Origin of the sequence: Pseudoduganella violacea (assembly GCF_014191875.1) — a bacterium.
In the GTDB taxonomy this organism is placed as follows: Bacteria; Pseudomonadota; Gammaproteobacteria; order Burkholderiales; family Burkholderiaceae_D; genus Rugamonas; species Rugamonas violacea_A.
In genome coordinates this window covers 70,694-89,110 of sequence record NZ_JACHXD010000021.1, presented here as the reverse complement: position 1 = coordinate 89,110, position 18,417 = coordinate 70,694, and the positions used below count along the sequence as shown (strand labels likewise).

Here is an 18,417-nt window from a genome sequence, read left to right as displayed (position 1 = left end):
ACGTCTTCCACTGGCATCAGGAAGGCGCCGTCCACAGCGCGCTCTGGCGTTGGGATGTAGGAGTCCAGGGCGTCAGCCAGTTGCATGATGGCTTGCTCGCCCAGCGGGCCGGTGTCGCCATCCAGCGCCATACGGGCCGAACCTTTAACGATCGGCAGGTCGTCGCCTGGGAATTCGTATTTGGAGAGCAGCTCGCGCACTTCCATTTCCACCAGTTCCAGCAGCTCGGCGTCGTCCACCAGGTCGCATTTGTTCAGGAACACGATGATGTAAGGCACGCCAACCTGACGGGCCAGCAGGATGTGTTCGCGGGTCTGCGGCATTGGGCCGTCAGCAGCGGAGCACACCAGGATCGCGCCGTCCATCTGGGCGGCACCGGTAATCATGTTTTTGATGTAGTCGGCGTGGCCTGGGCAGTCAACGTGGGCGTAGTGACGGCCGGAGGTTTCGTACTCGACGTGCGCGGTGTTGATGGTAATGCCGCGCGCTTTTTCTTCTGGAGCAGCGTCGATCTGGTCGTAAGCTTTAGCTTCGCCGCCGAATTTCTTCGACAGAACGGTTGCGATAGCAGCGGTCAGGGTGGTCTTGCCATGGTCAACGTGACCGATGGTGCCGACGTTGACGTGCGGCTTGGTCCGCTCGAATTTCTCTTTTGCCATTTTAGACTCCTAACAAATTAATGAGATGCTGGGCGCACGCCCGTCTGTCAGATATTGATGTACTGCGGATACTGCGAATTCTGGTGCCCTTGACGTGGATTGAACACGTGGCCTCTCCCTTACCAAGGGAGTGCTCTACCACTGAGCTACAAGGGCTTATATTGTGATGCGTACGGCGTTTTGCAAGTCCTGCTGGAGCGGGTGAAGGGAATCGAACCCTCGTCTTAAGCTTGGAAGGCTTCAGCTCTACCATTGAGCTACACCCGCGAGGTTACGACTTCTTCACTAGCACTCAGTTTCCTTGCAAAAACTTGGTGGAGGGGACTGGATTCGAACCAGTGTACTCATAAGAGGGCAGATTTACAGTCTGCTGCCTTTAACCACTCGGCCACCCCTCCGCGAGGAACCGCAGAGTATGAAGCAACTACAATCTTGTGTCAACCCTCTTGGCGCATACTTTGCTTTGAGTGAATGACTGCTGCTTCGGGGCGAGATTGTAAAGGCTAACCCTGGGGAAATGCAAGTGTTGTTTTCCAGTTTTTTTTACTGCGCCTCCCCGCCTCTTTCCGCGCGCCTTTCCCCCGCCCCCGGCAACGCTTGCTGCCAGCATGCAAGCTATCGTCTTTCTGTCCAGCATCAAACTCTGGGCGGGCGCCGTGTTTTTGTGTTGCACTTTTTCTTATACAATCGATTTTCACCCTGAACCGCCGTCCCTTCTGGAGCGCCGTTGTACATGATCCGAGCCCGCAACTGGCCTGTCTGGCGCAGCACCCTGGCCGCCAACGCCGCCGTCGCAGCCCTCTACCTGCTGACCGGCTGGCTGGGTCTGCAACTGGCGCTGTCGCCGGGCTATGCCACCCCGCTCTTCCTGCCGGCCGGCATCGCCCTGGCGGCCCTGGTCAGCGGCGGCACGCGCCTGCTGCCCGGCATCGCTGCCGCCTCGCTGCTGATGAATCTGCTGATCCCGCTCGGCCCCGAACCCGGCAACGCGCGCTGGCTGGCCGCCCTGGCCGCGGCCAGCGCCTCCACCCTGCAAGCGTTTGTCGCGCTGCATGCCTTCCGCCGCTGGGTCGCCCCCGAGATCGCGCTGGGCCGCGACGTGCTGCGCTTCCTGCTGCTCACGCCCCTGCTGGCCATCACCAGCAGCACCCTGTCGCTGACCATGATCGGCCTGCTCGGCGTGATTCCCGCCACCGAGCTGGCCGGCAACTGGCTGGCCTGGTGGATCGGCGACAGCGTCGGCATGCTGTTGGCCGCGCCGCTGCTGTGGATTGTGATCGGCCGCCCGCGCCAGCTGTGGTGGCGCCGGCGCTGGCTGGTCGGCCTGCCGCTGCTGCTGCTGACGGGGGTCTTCGTCGCCATCTATCTGCAAGTGGAGCGCTGGGAATCGGGCCAGCAGATGCAAACCTTCCGCCTCAAGTCGCAGCAGGCCGGCGACTTGCTGCAAGCCAAGCTCAGCGAACACGAACGTTTCGTGTATGCGATGGCGCGCGCCGTCAACGGCCACGGCCGCAATATGACGGCGCGCGACTTCAGCAATCTGGCGCGCGGCTATCTGGAACAGCGGCCCGAACTGTTGTCGATGAGCTGGCTGCGCCCCGTGACCCAGGCCCAGCGCGCCGACTTCGAAGCCTGGGGCCGGGCCGAGGTGCGGCCCGACTTCCACATCCGCCAGCGCGGCCCCGACCTGCAGTTGCAGGCGGCCGGCCCGCGCCCGCGCTATGTGGTGGCCACCTTTATCGAACCGAACGGCAACCGGCTTTACCACGGCGCCGACTTCCTGTCCGAGCCGCAGCGCGCGGCCGCCGTGAACGCCGCCCTGGGCAGCGGCCGTCCCAGCGCCAGCGCCCCGCTCGAACTGCTGCGCCGCGAAATCGGGCGCGGCATCGTGCTGCTGCAAGCCGTCTATCCTGACGAGGGCGAGCCGGCCATCGGCCTGCTGCTGGTGTCGCTGCAAGTCGATTCCTACCTCAAGCGCGCCCTGCAGCAAGTCGATTTCCCCCACTTCCAGACCCGGCTCGACGATGTCAGCGCGGCCCAAGCCGTGGCCCTGCTCGACGATTTGCAGCGCCCGGCCCGGCCCGGCGACTTCCAGCAGCGTCTGCACTTCGGCGGCCGCGTCTACCTGTTGACGCTGGCGCCCACGGCGGCCTACGCGGCCGCCCAGCGCGGCTGGCAAAGCTGGATGGTGCTGAGCACCGGCCTGTTCCTGACCGCCCTGCTGGGCGCCCTGCTGCTCTTGATCAGCGGCGAGCGCGCCCAGATCCAGGCCCAGGTGCGCGACAGCACGGCCCGCCTGCAAGAGCGCGAAGCGCGCCTGCAAGCCATCCTCGACAAGGCCGCCGACGCCATCCTCACGCTGGCCAGCGACGGCCGCCTGGTGTCGGCCAACGCGGCGGCCGGCCGCCTGTTCGGCTACCCGGCCGAGCTGATGCAAGGCTTGGAGCTGGAGCGCCTGCTGCCGCTCGACGAAGGCCACAGCGCCGCCACCTTGCTGCGCGCCATTGCCGGCGGCGCCAGCCACGAACACCAGGCCAGCGGCTGGCGCAGCGACGGCAGCAGCTTCCCGCTCGCCATCTCGGTCAGCGAAGTCGAGCTGCCCGACGAAACCCTGTTCGTCGCCATCCTGCACGACCTGACCGAGCAGCACCGCGCCCAGGAACGCATCTACCGCCTGGCCCACCACGACCCGCTGACCGGCCTCGACAACCGCCTCTCGCTGAATCTGCGCCTGGACCAGCTGCTGGCCCAGACCCGGCGCGCCGGCGGCGCCGCGGCCGTGATGTTCCTCGACCTCGACCACTTCAAGAAAATCAACGACACCCACGGCCACCAGGTCGGCGACTTGCTGCTGGTGGCCGTGGCCAACCGGCTGCGCGAGCTGATGCGCGAAATCGACACCATCGCCCGCCTCGGCGGCGACGAATTCATCGTCGTCACCAGCGGCAGCGTCACGCCCGAGGCGGCCGGCGCGATCGCCGTGCGCATCGTCGAAGCGCTGAGCCAGCCTTACAGCCTGCAAGGCTTGACCGTGCATAGCGGCGCCAGCGTCGGCGTCGCCATGTTCCCCAGCGACGGCGACGACGGCGGCACCCTGCTGCGCCACGCCGACACCGCCATGTACGCCGCCAAGACCCAGGGCCGCGGCAATTTCCAATTCTTCTCGCCGGCCATGAACCGCGCCACCCACGAGCGCCTGCTGCTGGAGAACCGCCTGTGGCAGGGACTCGAGCAGCGCGAATTCGAGCTCTACCTGCAAGCCCAGATCGACCTGTCCGACCGCCACGTGATCGGCGCCGAAGCCCTGCTGCGCTGGCACCATCCCGAGCTCGGCATGGTGTCGCCCGACCGCTTCATCCCGATCGCCGAGGAATCCGGCCTGATCCTCGCGCTCGGCGACTGGGTGCTGCAAGAAGCGGTGGGGCTGCTGCAGCGCTGGCGCAGCGCCGGCCTCGGCCATTTGCGCCTGGCCGTCAACCTGTCGGCGCGCCAATGCCACGGCGGCGGCCTGCTGCCCCTGCTCGACCGCCTGCTGGCCGACAGCGGCATCGACCCGGCCCTGCTCGAACTCGAAATCACCGAGTCGGCCGCCATGCAAGACCCCGAGCGCAGCCGCGAACTGCTGCGCGAACTGCGCGCGCGCGGCATCAAGGTGGCGATCGACGACTTCGGCACCGGCTACTCCTCGCTCAGCTACCTGAAGCTGTTCGAGATCGACCGCATCAAAATCGACCGCGGCTTCGTCAAGGACATCGAGAGCGACCCCAACGACGCCGTCATCGTTGCCGCCACCATCGCCCTGGCCCACTCCCTGGGCCTGGAAGTGATTGCCGAAGGCGTCGAAACCGAAGCCCAGTCCGACTTCCTGCGCAACAAGCGCTGCGACGAAGCCCAAGGCTATCTATTTGCCCGTCCCCTGCCCGTGCCCGCCTTCGAAGAATTCGCCCACCCCGCCCTCGCCAGCGCCGCCCCTTGATCCGCCGCAAACAATGTCCACCCTGGTGTCAGGCGGGGCCGCCGAGGCACTACGGTCGAACATTTCTTGATTAATCTCAAAGAATGTCCGACTCCGGTGCCTGACACCAGGGTGGGACATTATTTGATTTGGCGCAAAGCGGGCGCTTAGGGATTGCCGAGGGCGGCGAGGACTTGGGCTTTGAGGGCGCGGATCAGGGAGCTTTCGTCGGGCGGCACGCCTTCGGGCGCGGCGTCGGCGCGGTCGGCATAGAACAGGCCGAGCTGGGCGCCCTGCACCACCAGCGGCAGGACGATGAAGCTGCGGGCGTCGGGCAGCAGCCGCAGATGCCAGGCCGGCAAGAGGTCGCGGATCTTGGCCACGCTGGCGTCGGCAATCATAAGGTCGGCGTCGTTTTGCATGGCGAGGTGGAACAGGTCATTGCCTTCCAGCGCGAAGACGAAGCCGGCCTGGCGCTGCGCGTGCTGTTCGCCGAACGCGACGCGGGCGCGGTACTGGCCGGCGCGCACATCTTTCAGGCAGACGGTGGCGAAGCGGAAGCCCATGCTGCGGTACAGGGTTTCCAGCACGGCCTGGATCACGTCGTTGAGCTTGCTGCGCCCGGCGGCGCGCATCTGCGTCACTTCCTGCACCCCGGCCAGCAGCAGCTCGCGCGCCTGGAACGGCTTGCCGCTCGGGTAGACGCCGTCCTTGCCGCCGTCTTCACCGGTCATGGTGGCCAGCAAGAGCACATTCGGCAGGCCGGCGCCGCCTTCTTCCTCGCCCTCGCCTTGCGCGCCGAGCTGCATGCTGTCGAGCAGGGCGTCCATTTCCTTGCGCACATTGGCCAGCAGGGCCGGCAGTTGCTCATCTTCCAGATTGAGCGCCGCGCCGTAGCGCTGCCGCAGGTTGCTCAACTCGGCCTTGTCGTGCTCGCGGTGCTTGCGCAACAGATGGCGCGCGGCGTCCATGCTCAGCGAAACGACTTGCCGCATCCATTCCTGGCGGTTGAGCGGGGCCTTGAGCGGCCCGGGCGGCAACGCGCTCAGCGAGCGCACGATGACGTCAGGAATCTTCCATTCATTGAGGATGGCGGCCGACAGCGTGTCGTAGGTGCTGCCCAGGATCATCTGCGACGCTTGCGCCTGGCTGTGCTTGCCCTCCGTCATCAGGGTAGCGATTTCGCGGAAGCGCTCGTGCTCGCGCGAAGCGATCAGCAAGGGGCCGATATTTTTGAACAGGGCGCCGATCGAGGCTTCCTCCGCGCCCTGCCAGGCGCTCAGGCGCGCCAGTTCGCGTCCCATCAAGCTGGCGCACAGCGCCGCTTCCAATTCCTGCCGCACGCTGTGCGCGTGCTTGCTATTGGCCAGCGTGTCGACCAGCAGCATGGCCAGGGCCGTGGTCTTCACATTGTCGAAGCCGAGCAGGGAAATCGCGCGCGAGATGGTGGTGACGGCGGCGCCGCCGGCCGTGCGGTATTTCGGTGTGTTCGCCAGGCGCAGGATTTTCTGCGTCAGCGCCACGTCCGACAGCACATAGTAGGCCAGGCTCTGCGTGCCCTGGTCGTCGTCGTCGACCAGTTGCACCACGCGCGCCACCGACACGCCGAGGGCAAACAAGCCTTCGTCGTTGCACAGTTTCTTCAGCAGGAAGCCGCGCACCGGCCGCGGTTCCTCGTGGGAGGAGCTCGCCATCGCTATGCCCGTTTATGTAGGGAGGCAATCCATTGTAGCGCCGGGCAAGGCCGGCCGGCGCTATATTGCGGCCATCTGGGGCGCGGCGCGGCGGGCGCCGGGGCGGATGTTGTATTTCTTCAATATGTCATGGTGCAGGGTCGCCAGCGCGTGGAGCTTGGCGTTGACCGGGTCGAGCCGGCGCACGCTGCCGATCAATTCGCGCGCCTGGCCACCCAGGCGCTCGTCCCAGCCCAGGTTTTCCAGGCACTTGAGCACGGCGACGGCGGCGTTGAACACCACTTGCGGATTGTCGGGCAGCTTGTCCACCGCTTCGATCATCAGGTTGACGGCGCCGCGGAAATCGCCCTCCTTGGCGCGCGCCGCGCCGGCCGCCACCAGGTCACCCACTTCCTGCCGGCATTCCTGCGCCAGGCGCTGCGCCAGCTCGGCGTGGCCGGCCTGCTCCAGCACGCGCATGGCTTTCGCCATGGCGGCCGGATTGGCGGCATTGCGCATCACATCGCGCATCACGTCGGCGGCGCGCTCGGCCTGGCCGGCATCGAGGCAGGTGCGCACCAGCGCCAGCTTGAGTTCGCTCGACAGGCCGCTGGCCGTGCGGCAGCCGGCCAGGGCGCTGTCGAGCGCCGCCTCCAGCCGCGCCGCGTTACCGGTGAATTCATGCAGCATGGCGGCGGCGATGGACGCGCACAGCGCCCCGTTGCGGCGGCTGCCCATGCTCTTGTCGAGGTCGCGGATCACAGCCGCCGCCTGCACCGGATCGCCCTTGCGCACCAGGCTTTGCACCAGGCGCGCATGGTCTTCCGGCGTGCGGAATTCAGAATAGCGGGTCTTGCTGACCACCAGCTTGAGCGCGCGCTCGGCCGCCTCCACATCGCCGGCTTCGAGCGCCACTTCGCCGAGCCGGCGCAGGCGCCGCACCGCATGCGGCGACAGCTCGACCGCGTCGCTCAGCACGGCCTGGGCGCGCTCGATCTCACCCTGCTCCTGCAAGGTGCGCGCCAGCCAGTCGTAGGCGTCGAGGAAGCGCCGGTTCTGGCCCAGCAGCTCTTCGAGGATGGCGCGCGCCGCCTCGTGCTCGCCGCGCAGCGACAGGCATTTGGCCAGGCCGAGCCGGGCCCAGTGGATGCGTTTGCTTTCCCACAGGGCCGCGTACAGCGGCTCGGCCTGCTCCGGTTCGCCCAGGAACAGGTGCAGCTCGGCGCGCAGGCGCAGAAAGTCGCAACGGTAGCGCGGCTGGGCCGCCGCCCCGGCCAGGCAGGCGGCGATCGCTTCGCGCTGGTCGCCCATGTCCATGAGCTGATAGACCGGCAGCAGGGCGTTGCGGCGCTCGATGGCGCGCGTGATGCGCTCGGTCAGGTTCTCCACCGTAAACGGCTTCAGGATGTAATCGCTGGGCGCCAGCTCGGCGGCGCTGACCACCTTGTTGAACTGGCCCTCGCTGGTGACCATGAAGAACAGGGTGGCGGCATGCATGAGACGGTGGTGGCGCAAGTCTTCCAACATCTGCTGGCCGTCCTGGCCGCCTTCGAGCTCGTATTCGCACAGGATCAGGTCGTAACTGCGCCCGCCCAGCGCGCGGATGGCTTGGCTGGAGCTGGCGGCATCCTCAATACGGCTCAGCCCGCACAAACTCAGCATATTGTGCAGACTGGCCCGCATGCCGGGATGGGGTTCGATGATCAGGGCGGCAAGGCCCTTCAGGGGATTCATGGCGGATGGCTGGACTGGCGCGGCGCCCGCGCGCCGGCCTTCTGCCAATCAGTATATTACGCCACGGTGAGATTTGGAGAGAATTGAGTTATAGCAAGCAAACTTGCGCGCCGCCAGTGGACGGCGCGCCACGGAAGCTTGGCGCAACGCTCACACATCCTGGCCGAAGGTGGGATCGCGCTCGATCACCTCGAACAGGGACTGCACCACTTCCGGGTCGAACTGGGCGCCGCTGCGCTCGCGGATATAGGCCAGCACTTCCGGATGCGGCCACGGCTCCTTGTATGGCCGTTCGTGCAAGAGTGAATCGAAGACATCGACCACCGCCACGATGCGCGCCGCGACCGGAATCGCGCGCCCCGCCAACCCGTTCGGGTAACCGCGGCCGTCGAAGTGCTCATGGTGGCAGCCGGCGATCTGCGCGCCATAGGTCAGGTAGCTGACCCCGTCGACCATATTCGCCGCGCGCTCCAGGATGGCGCGCCCGACGCCCGCATGGTTTTGCATCTGGCTGCGCTCTTCCGGCGTATGCTGGCCCGGCTTCAGCAGGATATGGTCGGGCGTGGCCACCTTGCCCACATCGTGCAGGATGCTGGCCAGGCCGATCATGTCGACCAACTGCGGCGTCAGCTCGTCCTCGTAGACGCCGCGCTCCTTCATGCGCGCCGCGATGGCCGAGGACAGGCGCTGCACGCGCCGCACATGGCTGCCGGTGCCGCTGTCGCGGAACTCGGCCAGGTCGGCCAGCGCCACCACGGTCGCTTCCTGCGCCTTGCGCAGCTGGCCGAAGATGTACAGATTGTCGAAGGCGGCGGCGATGCGCTGGCAAAACACTTCGAGCAAGTCGCGCTGGATCTGGGCCAAGGGCCAGGGCGGCGTCACCGAGATCGCCACCTCGCGGTTTTCCTGGGTGTGGATGAACAGCACATTGGCCGGATGCTCGAACTGGCTGCGCTTCTCGGCGAAGGCCTTGGCGATGGTGGGCCAGAGCGGATGGTCGGCCGGCATCTGCTCGCTCGCCGCCAGCGGCGCATAGCCGCCCGTCGCGGCCACCACGGTGGTGTCGCCGGTATCGACCTGCATCAGGCACAGCACGCCGTCGGCGCCGACGTCGAGAATGGCCGACACCTGGTTCAGCACGCCCGAAGCGAATTCGCGCAGCGAATGAATCTGGTAGAGATTGGTGGCGCCGGCCAGGATCTTGCCCAGGCCGATGCGGCTGCGCTCGAGCATATTCAAGCTCTCGTAGGCGCGCAGCGCCGAGATCACGGTGGTAAACAGCTTTTGCGTCGTGAGTTCGGTCTTGGCCTTGTAATCGTTGATATCGTATTCGATGATGACGCGCTGCTCGGGCGCCTGGCCGGGCTGGCCGGTGCGCAGCACCACGCGCACGATGGTGTTGTGCAGCTCTTCGCGGATGCGGCGCGCCAGCAGCAGGCCGGCGTCGTCGGTCTCCATCACGACGTCGAGCAGCACCAGGGCGATGTCCGGGGTGTTGCCGAGGATTTCGTAGGCTTCGCGGCCGCTGTAGGCGGAAAACAATTCCAGCTCGCGCCCCTTGAAACTCACATTGCGCAGGGCCAGGCGGGTCACGGCATGCACATCCTGGTCGTCGTCGACGATCAGCACGCGCCAGGAGCGCTGGTCGGGCGCGGCCGGATTGGCGGGCGCGGTGTCGTCCTCATCCTCTTCCAGCAGCCAGTTGTCGTCGGCCTCGGCGGCGGTGGTGTCGTCCATACCCTCTCCCTCTATGCGCGGCGGCGGCGCTTTTCGTTCCCAGCATAATCAGTATTTAACAGGCTGACAATGACAACTTATGCCCCTCGTCTTCCGGCCCAGACTCTGATACGCTTTGACAACAGTAATCCTTGTCCGCCGGCCGCGGCCAGCGCCTGCCCACCTTACCAGAGAAGGACCAGCATGGACGATACGACTGCAGCCAACGACAACGCGAGCCGCGAATTCCTCGCCTTCAAACTGGGCGCCGAAGAGTATGGCATCGATATTCTGAAGGTCCAGGAAATCCGCGGTTACGAGGCCGTGACCCGCATCGCCAACGCGCCCGAATTCATCAAGGGCGTGATCAATCTGCGCGGCATCATCATCCCGGTGGTCGACATGCGCATCAAGTTCAAGCTCGGCACGGCCAGCTACGACCAGTTCACCGTCGTCATCATTTTAAACATCGGCGGGCGCGTGGTGGGCATGGTGGTCGATAGCGTGTCCGACGTCACCACGCTGAGCCGCGAGCAGATCCGCGCGGCGCCGGAAATGGGTTCGGCCTTCAGCACCGAATACATCATCGGCCTGGGCACGATCGATGAGCGCATGCTGATCCTGGTCGATATCGACCGCCTGATGTCGAGTCCGGAAATGGGCCTGAGCGAAACGCTGGCCCAGCAGAGCGCCTGATTACTGCAGCGCGGCGCTGGCCGGCCGGCTGGCGCAGCCGCCCTTGCCGGCGCCCAGTTCCACGTTCTGGTAGCGGATCTCGTATTTGCCGTTGCTGAGCTGATCGACCAGCAGCTTGTCGTGCGCCTGCACATAGGCGTAGCGCACATTCGAGCGGCGTTCCATATCGTAGACCTTGATGAAGGCGGCCGAGGGATTGGCGCTATTGTCGAGCGTGAGCTGCATAGCGTCGCCCCTGTTCCCGACCGGGAAGCCCGCGACATAGCCGGAATGGGCCGGCCACGGTTCGCCGTTGGGCGCGGCCAGCGTGGTGGCCTCGCCCTCGCATTCGGCGCCGCCGCCGGGCAGCACCACCTGCGACACGGCCAGCACCTTGATCGGCGGCGTGCGCGCGGCGGCCGCTTCCAGCGCGGCCGGCTTGGCCTCGGCCCAGACTTCGCCCAATTCGCCGGGCGCCTCGGCGCGGCCGGGATTGTGATGGGGCCGCGCGGCCACGGTGGCGGTCAGCGCGCCGGCCGCCGCATTGGCCGAGGCGGCCGTGCCGCCGCCCAAGGCGCCGGCCAGCATGGCGGGCACCTGGCGCGGCTGGGACACGCTGAGCGCGCCGGCCACCCAGCCCACGGCCACGCTGACGCCGACCGTGGTCCACCAGCGCCAGCTGCGCAGCAGGGCCAGCACGCGGCGGCGCGGCTTGACGTGGCCGGGCCAGGCCTGGCTGTGCTCGGCCGGGCTGCGCTCCTCGCGCGTGCTTTCCAGCCACTCGATTTCCCACTCTTCCTGGACGATCCAGGCATCGTGCTCCTTGCGCCGCTGCGGGTCGGCCAGGGTGCCGTAGGCGCTGTTGACGATGGCCATGATGCGCGCCGCCTTGTCGTCGCCCGGATTCTTGTCCGGATGATATTTCTGGCTGAGCGCCTTATAGGCCGCACGTATGACTTCCTGCGGCGCGCCGCGCGCCACCTTCAAGTTGTCATAATGTGTATGTATCTTTCCCATCGTCTTCATCATCCCTGGCCGGGCGCCGCCGCCGGCACCCGTGCTGAATCAGTCATGATAGCCGATCTTGCCGCCGGAATCGCGAAAAACAGGCCCGCTACGGCGTGCTAATGCTACAAACGGTGGCTGCGGTCGCTGGCCGCCAGCGGCGCCGGCAGCGTCACGCCGCGCCCCACCACGAGCACCTTGAACAGCTCGCCCATCTCGGCCGGCGACAGCAGTTTTTGCAAGGCGTTGGCCTGCGGCAGATAGGCTTGGGCGTCGGCCGGATCGGTGCGCAGCAGCAGGTCGCCGATGCCGCAGCCGATCAGGAAGGCGGCCTGGCTCATATACGCCAGCACCTCGGCGCCCGCGTCCTGGGCCGCCAGCGCCATGGCCGTGAAATCGACGTGGGCCGTGATGTCCTGCAAGCCGGGCAGGTAGAACGGGTCGGCGTGGGCGTGGTGGCGGTAGTGGCACATCAGGGTGCCCGTGTCGCGCTGGGCCAGATAGTATTCGCGCGCCGGGAAGCCATAATCGAGCAGGATGGCGGCGCCGCGGCCGCGCGCCAGCAGCGCGCCCAGGCTGCCCATGAAACCGGTGGCCGCGCCATGCAGCTCACTGACATAGCCTTCGGGCAGCGCCTCGGCCTCGGGCACCTGGCGCGCCAGCCCGGCCGCCAGCTCGGCCGACAGCGCCGCTTCGGTAAAGGCGAATGCGCCGTCGCGCACCGTGACCTGCAGTTCGCGCCAGCCGGCCGCCGTCTTGCGCAGCAGGCTGACGGGCATGGCGTCGAGCACCTCGTTGCCGAGGATGGCGCCGTCGAACTGCGCGGGGAAGCCGTCCAGCCACACCACCTGCGGGAAGTCGCGCAGCGCTTCCTGCTGGCGCGCGCGCAGCTCGCCCGACAATTCGACGATGGCGTAACGCTCCACGGCCACGCCGGCGCGCGCCAATTCGGTCAGCACGTCGCGCGCCAGCTTGCCGGTGCCGGCCCCGAATTCGAGGATGTGCGGCGCGCTTTGCGCCATAATAGCGGCTGCGGCCTGAGCCAAGGCCTGGCCGAACAGGGCGCTCAATTCAGGCGCCGTTGTAAAATCGCCATCTTTGCCCAGCTTGGCGGAACCGCCGCTGTAATAGCCCAGGTCCGGCGCGTACAGCGCCAGCTCCATGAAGCGGCTGAAGGGGATGGCGCCGGATTGCTGCGCGATTTCGGCAGCGATCCGCTGCTGCAAGGCTTGGGACGCGGCCAGGGCGTCGCTGGAAGGTGCGGGAAGTGACATTCCCGCATTGTAGCGAATCGGCGCCCGTCCCGACATGCCGGCATGCCGGCCAAGCGAACTTTAAACTATGACGACAACTCACACCGCTGCCCCTTCTCCTTCCCCGACCGCGCCGCGCGTCGCGCTGGTGACGGGCGGCGCGCGCCGCCTGGGCCGCGCCATCGCCCTCGGCCTGGCGCAAGCCGGCTGGGATCTGGCCATCCATTACCGCCACTCGCACGACGAGGCGCGCGCCGTGGCGCGCGAGGTGGCGGCCCTGGGCCGGCGCGCCGTCATCCTCGATTGCGAACTGGCCGACGAAGCGGCCGTGCGCCAATTGCTGCCGCGCGTCGTGGCCGCCCTGGGCGCGGTGCACTGCGTGGTCAACAACGCCTCGCTGTTCGACTACGACCGCGCCGACAGCTTCACGCTGCAAAAGCTGGACGCGCATATGCACGCCAACCTGGCCGCGCCCATCCTGCTGGCGCAAGCCCTGCACGCGGCGCTGCCGGAGGGCGAGCAGGGGGTGGTGGTCAATCTGCTGGACCAGAAGCTGTACAATCTCAATCCCGATTTTCTGTCGTACACCCTGTCGAAAGCGGCGCTGCACACGGCCACCACCATGCTGGCCCAGGAGCTGGCGCCCAAGCTGCGGGTGCTGGGCGTGGCGCCCGGCATCACCATGGTGTCCGGCGAACAAAGCGAGGAAGGCTTCGCCAAGGCGCACGCGCAGACGCCGCTGGGCCGCTCCAGCACCCCGGAGGATATCGCCGCCGCTGTGGTGTACGCGGCCACGGCGCGCGCCGTCACCGGCACCACGCTGCTGGTCGACGGCGGCCAGCACCTGACGGCGCTGCCGCGCGATGTGATGTTCCTCGCCCAATAAAACCGAAGCAGCCGTATCAAGACGAATCCATATAAAAAGGTAAACCATGCTGTCCGCCCTCACCCATCCCCGCCTGCAAGACTGCCGCCGGCTGTTCCTGCGCAATTACGAAGTGCAGATCAATATCGGCGTGCACGATTTCGAGAAGAAGGGCGAACAGCGCGTCCTGATCAATGTCGACCTGTACATCCCGCTGTCGCTGTCGACGCCGCAGGCGGACGAGCTGCATGAGGTGGTCGACTACGACTTCATGCGCGAAACCATCGCGCGCCGCATGGCCCAGGGCCATGTGCACCTGCAGGAAACCCTGTGCGACGACGTGCTGAAAGCCATGCTGGCGCACCCGCGCGTGCGCGCCGTGCGCGTCTCGACCATGAAGCCCGACGTCTATCCCGATTGCGAAGGCGTGGGTGTGGAAGTGTTCCGCGTGAAGGACGAAGCATGAACGCCGTCGTGGAAAACCTGGCGCCCACGCAGGGCAAGTCGGCCGAGAAGATCGCGCTGGAAAACAATAAGCTGCACAAGCGCCTGTGCCGCCTGGTCGGCCAGGCCATCGGCGACTTCAATATGATCGAGGAAGGCGACAAGGTCATGGTCTGCCTGTCCGGCGGCAAGGACAGCTACGCCCTGCTCGACATCCTGCTGACCTTGCGCGAGCGCGCGCCGATCCATTTCGACATCGTGGCCGTCAACCTCGATCAGAAACAGCCGAACTTCCCGGCCGACGTGCTGCCGCGCTACCTGGAACAGGTGGGCGTGCCTTACCACATCGAGAACCAGGACACCTACAGCATCGTCAAGCGCCTGATCCCCGAAGGCAAGACCACCTGCTCGCTGTGCTCGCGCCTGCGGCGCGGCATCCTGTACCGCGTGGCCGACGAACTGGGCGCGACCAAGATCGCGCTCGGCCACCACCGCGACGACATCATGCAGACCTTCTTCCTGAATATGTTCTTCGGCGGGAAGCTGAAAGGCATGCCGGCCAAGCTGCAGTCGGACGACGGCAAGCATATGGTGATCCGCCCGCTGGCCTATGTGCGCGAAGTCGACACCGAACGCTATGCCGAAGTCAAAGGCTTCCCCATCATCCCTTGCGACCTGTGCGGCTCGCAGGAAAACCTGCAGCGCAAGCAGATCAAGAACATGCTGCGCGAATGGGAGAAGAAGCATCCGGGCCGCGTCGAGAACATCTTCTCCTCGCTGAACACCGTGGTGCCGTCGCACCTGATGGACCATAATCTGTTCGGCTTCAAGGACTTGAAGACCGACGGCGTCGCCAACCCGCTGGGCGACATCGCCTTCGACGAGGAACCCTGCGCCACGCCGAGCAGCATGCCGGGCATCATCCCGCTGCACGCGGCGGACGACTGAAAAAACGGGGACCGCGCGGTCCCCGTTTTTTTTAGTACTTGGCCGCGCTGCGGTAGACCGGGTAGAGGTTGTAACGCTCGTCCCAGGAAGCGTGGCGGCGGGCGAAGAAGTCGAGGCGCGCGCGCTGGCTCTTGGCGAAGGCCGGATCGCTGTCCAGCTTGGCCTGGTATTCGGCCGCCAGCGCCGGATCGGCGGCCAGCTGTTCGCGCGCCACCTCCTCCGCCACGTATTCCTCCATGTACTCCTTGCGCTCGAAGGCGATATTGAACCAGCCCCAGGCCAGCAGGGAATCGGCGCCCTGCGGCTCCAGCATGGTCATCACCAGGCGCGCCTTGGGCTGGGCGATCGGCACGAACAGGGAGCCGGCCGGCAGCGCGCGCGCTTCCTGCTGCCACGCGCCTTCCACCGCCAGCATCTGGTGGCCTTCCACCGACTGCGCGCCGAAGCGGGTTTTCTCGGCGCGGAAAGTCGACACCGCCGCCTTGTCGAGCGCCTTGTCCAATACCTTGAAGCCGATGCCGTGCTGCTTGAGCTTCGCGCCCACCTGGGCGGCGTAGGCGGCCGGCACCAGATAGCCGCCGGCCGGCGCCTGGATCTGGAAGTCCGGCACCACTTCGTCGCGCAGCGGCACGGTCCACATCTGCGGCTTGCTTTCGTCGTAGCGCGTCATCGGGCCGCCCGAGATATCGGACTGGCTGCGCACATATTCATAGCCGGCGAACTCGATCATCTGGGTCTTGTCCGTGGTCTTGTAGCTGAGCGGGAAGCTGCTGCCGGCCATGGCGGCGGCGCGCGCGTCGGCCTGCTGCACCTGCAGCTGCCACTCGGCGCCGTGGCGCGCCACCTGCTCCAGCATGGAGGCAATGGTGTTGCGCGTGATGCGCACGCGGGCCGGATAATCCTTCCACGAATGGGTTTCCACCAGCATCGCGAAGCGGTTGCGCAGCGGGAAGTAACCGGTCGAGAAGCGCGGCGTGGACATGCTGTCGACAAAGCCCGATTGCGGCTCGTCGGTCTTGTGGAAGGAGATGTAGTAGTGCTTGGGATCGGAACCCTGGGCTTTGAGGTCGGCCATCACGCTATTGCGCAGCACCGTGCCGGACTGCATCAGCTGCGCGTCGCCGCCATGCACCGGCTCGACCTGGATCGAGACATCGGGCTGGAACTTGGCGCCGTCGGTCACGTGCAGATCGACGTAGGCCAGCGGGTCCCATTCATTGACCAAGGTCAGCATGGCCTGCATTTCCGGCGCGTCGGCCTTCACATAGTCGCGGTTCAGGTTGTAGTTCTGGGCCGTGACGCGCCAGCCCATTTCCTCCGGGCCGCGCTGGTTGGGACGGTTCCATTTGCCGAAGCGTTCGTGGCCATCGACATTAAACACCGGCACGAAGAGCAGCACCTGCTTGTCCAGCGCGCCCGGCGCGGCCTTGCCGTCCAGCGCTTCGCGCAGCGCCAGGAAGCCGGCATCCTTGCCATCGATCTCGCCGGCGTGGATGCCGCCCTGCACCAGCAGCACCGGCAGCTTGCGCTGTGCCGCCGCCTTGGCCGTCAGCGCGCCGCTGCGCGATACCGCCAGCGCCAGCATCGGACGGCCTTCCGGCGTCGTGCCGAAGCGGAAACAGCGCACCGCCTTCGGATAGGCCTTCTGGAAGGCGGCGCACAGCTGCTCGACTTCGGCATAGCGGCCGGTGGTCTGGAAGCCGGAGCGCTCGGACACGGTGCTCAGGTCGGGTGCGGCGTGGGACAGGGGCAAGGCGGTCAGCAAGGCAAGCAGCAAGGCGGGACGTATCATCGGCAGGCTCCGGCAAAAGTTAGCATGGACTAAGAACGGCGCTGGCCCCGGCGTTTGACGACGACGGGGCCAGCGGGTGCTTCGATTATAGTGCGCTTATTGCTGAATGTAAGTCACTTCCTGTCTTTCACTTGGGCGGCGCGTAGATGGAAATCTCGGCCGCCTGCGGCCGCGCCGGCACCAGCGCCGGCAACGCCGCAGCCTGGGCGCGCGCGCTGCGCGGCGCAGGGCAGGCGCCGCTGGCGCGGTACTTCAGGGCGGCGGCCAGCATGCCTTCGGCCGGATCGCCCAGCGCCGCGCCAAGGTCGTCGTCGACCCGGCAGGTCGGCGCGAAGCCATCGCTGAAATCGCCGAAGCCCTTGTGGTTGATGCCGCGGTACTGGATCGCAAAATACGTGGTGCCGCAATTTGCCGTCGGGATGAAGGCATACGGCTTGCCGCAAGTCTGGCCGCCGATCAGATTGACTTCCACGTCCACGCCGCGCAAGCCATTGATCAGCGATTCGCTGGCCGAGCAGGTGCCCGGTCCGGTCAGCACGGTGACCCGCTTCAGGTCCAGCGTCGGCAAGGGGATGCCGACCGGCGCCGACAGGCCGCTGGCCCGCTGCGGGAACAGCATTGGCTTCTGCCGTGTCAGCCTTTCGTTCGGCAGCAGCTGCTCGAAGGTCTTACCGGCCGTGGCTTGCGCGCCCGCGATCATATACGCCAGCTCGCCGGCGATTTGCAGCTGGCCGCCGCCGTTATAGCGCATGTCCAGCACCAGATCGCTGATGCCGGCCTCTTTCAGCTGCGTGACCGCTTTCACCAGCGGCCCTTCGGCATCGTTCGAATGGCTGCGGAAAGCCAGATAGCCGACCTTCCCATTGCCAGTATCAATCACCTTCAGATCACGCACCGGCGCCACATAGGCCTTGAGCGAGAGCAGGTTCGCTTCCAGGCGCTGCCCATCGCGCTCCAGCACCAGGGTATGCGCTTGGCCCGATGCGGACGGGAACAGCGCGGCGTCGATGCGCTCGGCCAGGCCGGCGCCGTTGCCATTGACGAAGTCCTCGCCATCGATCATCAACAGCCGGTCGCCGCGGCGCAGGCCGGCGCGCGCCGCCGGCGTATCCTCCTCCACCATGGTGATGCGCCAGTTGCGCGGCAACTCGGGGGCGCGGTTGCGCACCCAGGAAATGCCATAGCCATATTGCTCGTTGCGTGCAATCTGCGCCCAGCGCTCGTCCGGATAGCTGAAATGGTAGCGGTCCTTGGCCTTGCCCGATGGGCTCAGCTGCGGCGTTTTCAAGTCGTTGAAGTAGCCGACGGCACTGGAATAGCGCGCGGCATCGAGCGCCGGGATTTCGCTGCGCCAGAGATAGCTCAGGTCCAGCCACAGGCGCAGGAAAGTCTTCTCGTCGGCCAACGTGCCTTGCTGGTCCGGATACACCGCCTGCGGCGTCGAGAGGCGCGGCTTCTCGCAACGGTGCATGGCGTTTTCCACATCGACCACCGTGACCGGCGGCGGTGTCACCGGCGGCGGCGGATCGGGCGGCGGGGGATTGGGCGGCGGCGGCGTGACGGGCGGCGTCACCGGTGGCGGGTCGACCGGCGCCGGCGTGCCGGAAGAAGAACCGCCGCCGCAGCCGGCCAGCAAGGCCAGCGCGGCGGCGCTCAAAACGGCGGTGGGGGTAAGTTTCAGCATGCGCCGATTATAGT

Annotated in this window: 13 protein-coding genes and 3 tRNA genes; 5 read left to right on the top strand and 11 right to left on the bottom strand. The window is 66.5% G+C overall.

What is annotated here, in order from left to right:
* The 4 genes from FHS03_RS24930 to FHS03_RS24915 form a co-directional block, all read right to left on the bottom strand.
* On the bottom strand, window positions 1–659 hold a 659-nt coding region (locus FHS03_RS24930; protein ID WP_183443609.1), incomplete at its 3' end, for a GTP-binding protein.
* 81 nt (window positions 660–740) lie between these two features.
* Window positions 741–815, bottom strand: a tRNA-Thr gene (locus FHS03_RS24925).
* A 37-nt stretch (window positions 816–852) separates the two neighbouring features.
* Window positions 853–926 (bottom strand) — tRNA-Gly (locus tag FHS03_RS24920).
* Between the two features lie 45 nt (window positions 927–971).
* Window positions 972–1,057 (bottom strand) — tRNA-Tyr (locus tag FHS03_RS24915).
* Window positions 1,058–1,392: 335 nt separating this feature from the next.
* Here FHS03_RS24915 and FHS03_RS24910 point away from each other — a divergent pair.
* On the top strand, window positions 1,393–4,635 hold the full coding sequence (locus FHS03_RS24910; RefSeq protein WP_183443608.1) for an EAL domain-containing protein: 3,243 nt from the start codon (window positions 1,393–1,395) through the stop codon (window positions 4,633–4,635).
* A gap of 146 nt (window positions 4,636–4,781) precedes the next feature.
* On the opposite strand, the gene FHS03_RS24905 is transcribed toward FHS03_RS24910, so the two are convergent.
* The 3 genes from FHS03_RS24905 to FHS03_RS24895 all read right to left on the bottom strand — a co-directional run bounded on the left by FHS03_RS24905 (window position 4,782) and on the right by FHS03_RS24895 (window position 9,758).
* Entirely contained in the window at window positions 4,782–6,308 is a 1,527-nt protein-coding gene (locus tag FHS03_RS24905; protein ID WP_183443607.1) for an HDOD domain-containing protein, read from the bottom strand.
* Between the two features lie 60 nt (window positions 6,309–6,368).
* Window positions 6,369–8,021: a tetratricopeptide repeat protein gene (locus FHS03_RS24900; protein WP_183443606.1), complete on the bottom strand. Its 1,653-nt coding sequence runs from the start codon at window positions 8,019–8,021 to the stop codon at window positions 6,369–6,371.
* A gap of 150 nt (window positions 8,022–8,171) precedes the next feature.
* On the bottom strand, window positions 8,172–9,758 hold the full coding sequence (locus FHS03_RS24895) for a DUF3369 domain-containing protein (protein WP_183443605.1): 1,587 nt from the start codon (window positions 9,756–9,758) through the stop codon (window positions 8,172–8,174).
* Window positions 9,759–9,941: 183 nt separating this feature from the next.
* Here FHS03_RS24895 and FHS03_RS24890 point away from each other — a divergent pair, with 183 nt between their 5' ends.
* The gene (locus tag FHS03_RS24890; RefSeq protein WP_183443604.1) at window positions 9,942–10,433 is read left to right on the top strand and encodes a chemotaxis protein CheW; all 492 of its coding nucleotides are present in this window, start codon (window positions 9,942–9,944) and stop codon (window positions 10,431–10,433) included.
* Here FHS03_RS24890 and FHS03_RS24885 read toward each other — a convergent pair whose 3' ends face one another.
* Both FHS03_RS24885 and FHS03_RS24880 read right to left on the bottom strand, forming a co-directional pair.
* Complete coding sequence (locus FHS03_RS24885) at window positions 10,434–11,429, bottom strand: J domain-containing protein (protein ID WP_183443603.1); 996 nt, start codon at window positions 11,427–11,429, stop codon at window positions 10,434–10,436. It abuts the gene before it with no gap.
* A 113-nt stretch (window positions 11,430–11,542) separates the two neighbouring features.
* The gene (locus FHS03_RS24880) at window positions 11,543–12,691 is read right to left on the bottom strand and encodes a class I SAM-dependent methyltransferase (RefSeq protein ID WP_183443602.1); all 1,149 of its coding nucleotides are present in this window, start codon (window positions 12,689–12,691) and stop codon (window positions 11,543–11,545) included.
* A 67-nt stretch (window positions 12,692–12,758) separates the two neighbouring features.
* Here FHS03_RS24880 and FHS03_RS24875 point away from each other — a divergent pair, with 67 nt between their 5' ends.
* Genes FHS03_RS24875 through ttcA form a run of 3 tightly spaced genes read left to right on the top strand, consistent with a single transcriptional unit; the run spans window position 12,759 to window position 14,927 of the window.
* On the top strand, window positions 12,759–13,556 hold the full coding sequence (locus FHS03_RS24875) for an SDR family oxidoreductase (RefSeq protein ID WP_183443601.1): 798 nt from the start codon (window positions 12,759–12,761) through the stop codon (window positions 13,554–13,556).
* Between the two features lie 46 nt (window positions 13,557–13,602).
* Window positions 13,603–14,001, top strand: coding sequence for a dihydroneopterin aldolase (locus tag FHS03_RS24870; protein ID WP_050409874.1), 399 nt, complete (start codon window positions 13,603–13,605; stop codon window positions 13,999–14,001).
* Window positions 13,998–14,927: a tRNA 2-thiocytidine(32) synthetase TtcA gene (gene ttcA, locus FHS03_RS24865; protein WP_183443600.1), complete on the top strand. Its 930-nt coding sequence runs from the start codon at window positions 13,998–14,000 to the stop codon at window positions 14,925–14,927. Before FHS03_RS24870 ends, ttcA begins: the two co-directional genes overlap by 4 nt.
* 31 nt (window positions 14,928–14,958) lie before the next feature.
* Here the strand turns inward: ttcA and FHS03_RS24860 are convergent, their stop codons facing one another.
* The gene (locus FHS03_RS24860; protein ID WP_183443599.1) at window positions 14,959–16,719 is read right to left on the bottom strand and encodes a M14 family metallopeptidase; all 1,761 of its coding nucleotides are present in this window, start codon (window positions 16,717–16,719) and stop codon (window positions 14,959–14,961) included.
* 127 nt (window positions 16,720–16,846) lie between these two features.
* Window positions 16,847–18,403 (bottom strand): S41 family peptidase, encoded by a 1,557-nt coding sequence (locus FHS03_RS24855; protein WP_183443598.1) that lies wholly within the window; start codon window positions 18,401–18,403, stop codon window positions 16,847–16,849.
* Window positions 18,404–18,417: the final 14 nt, after the last annotated feature.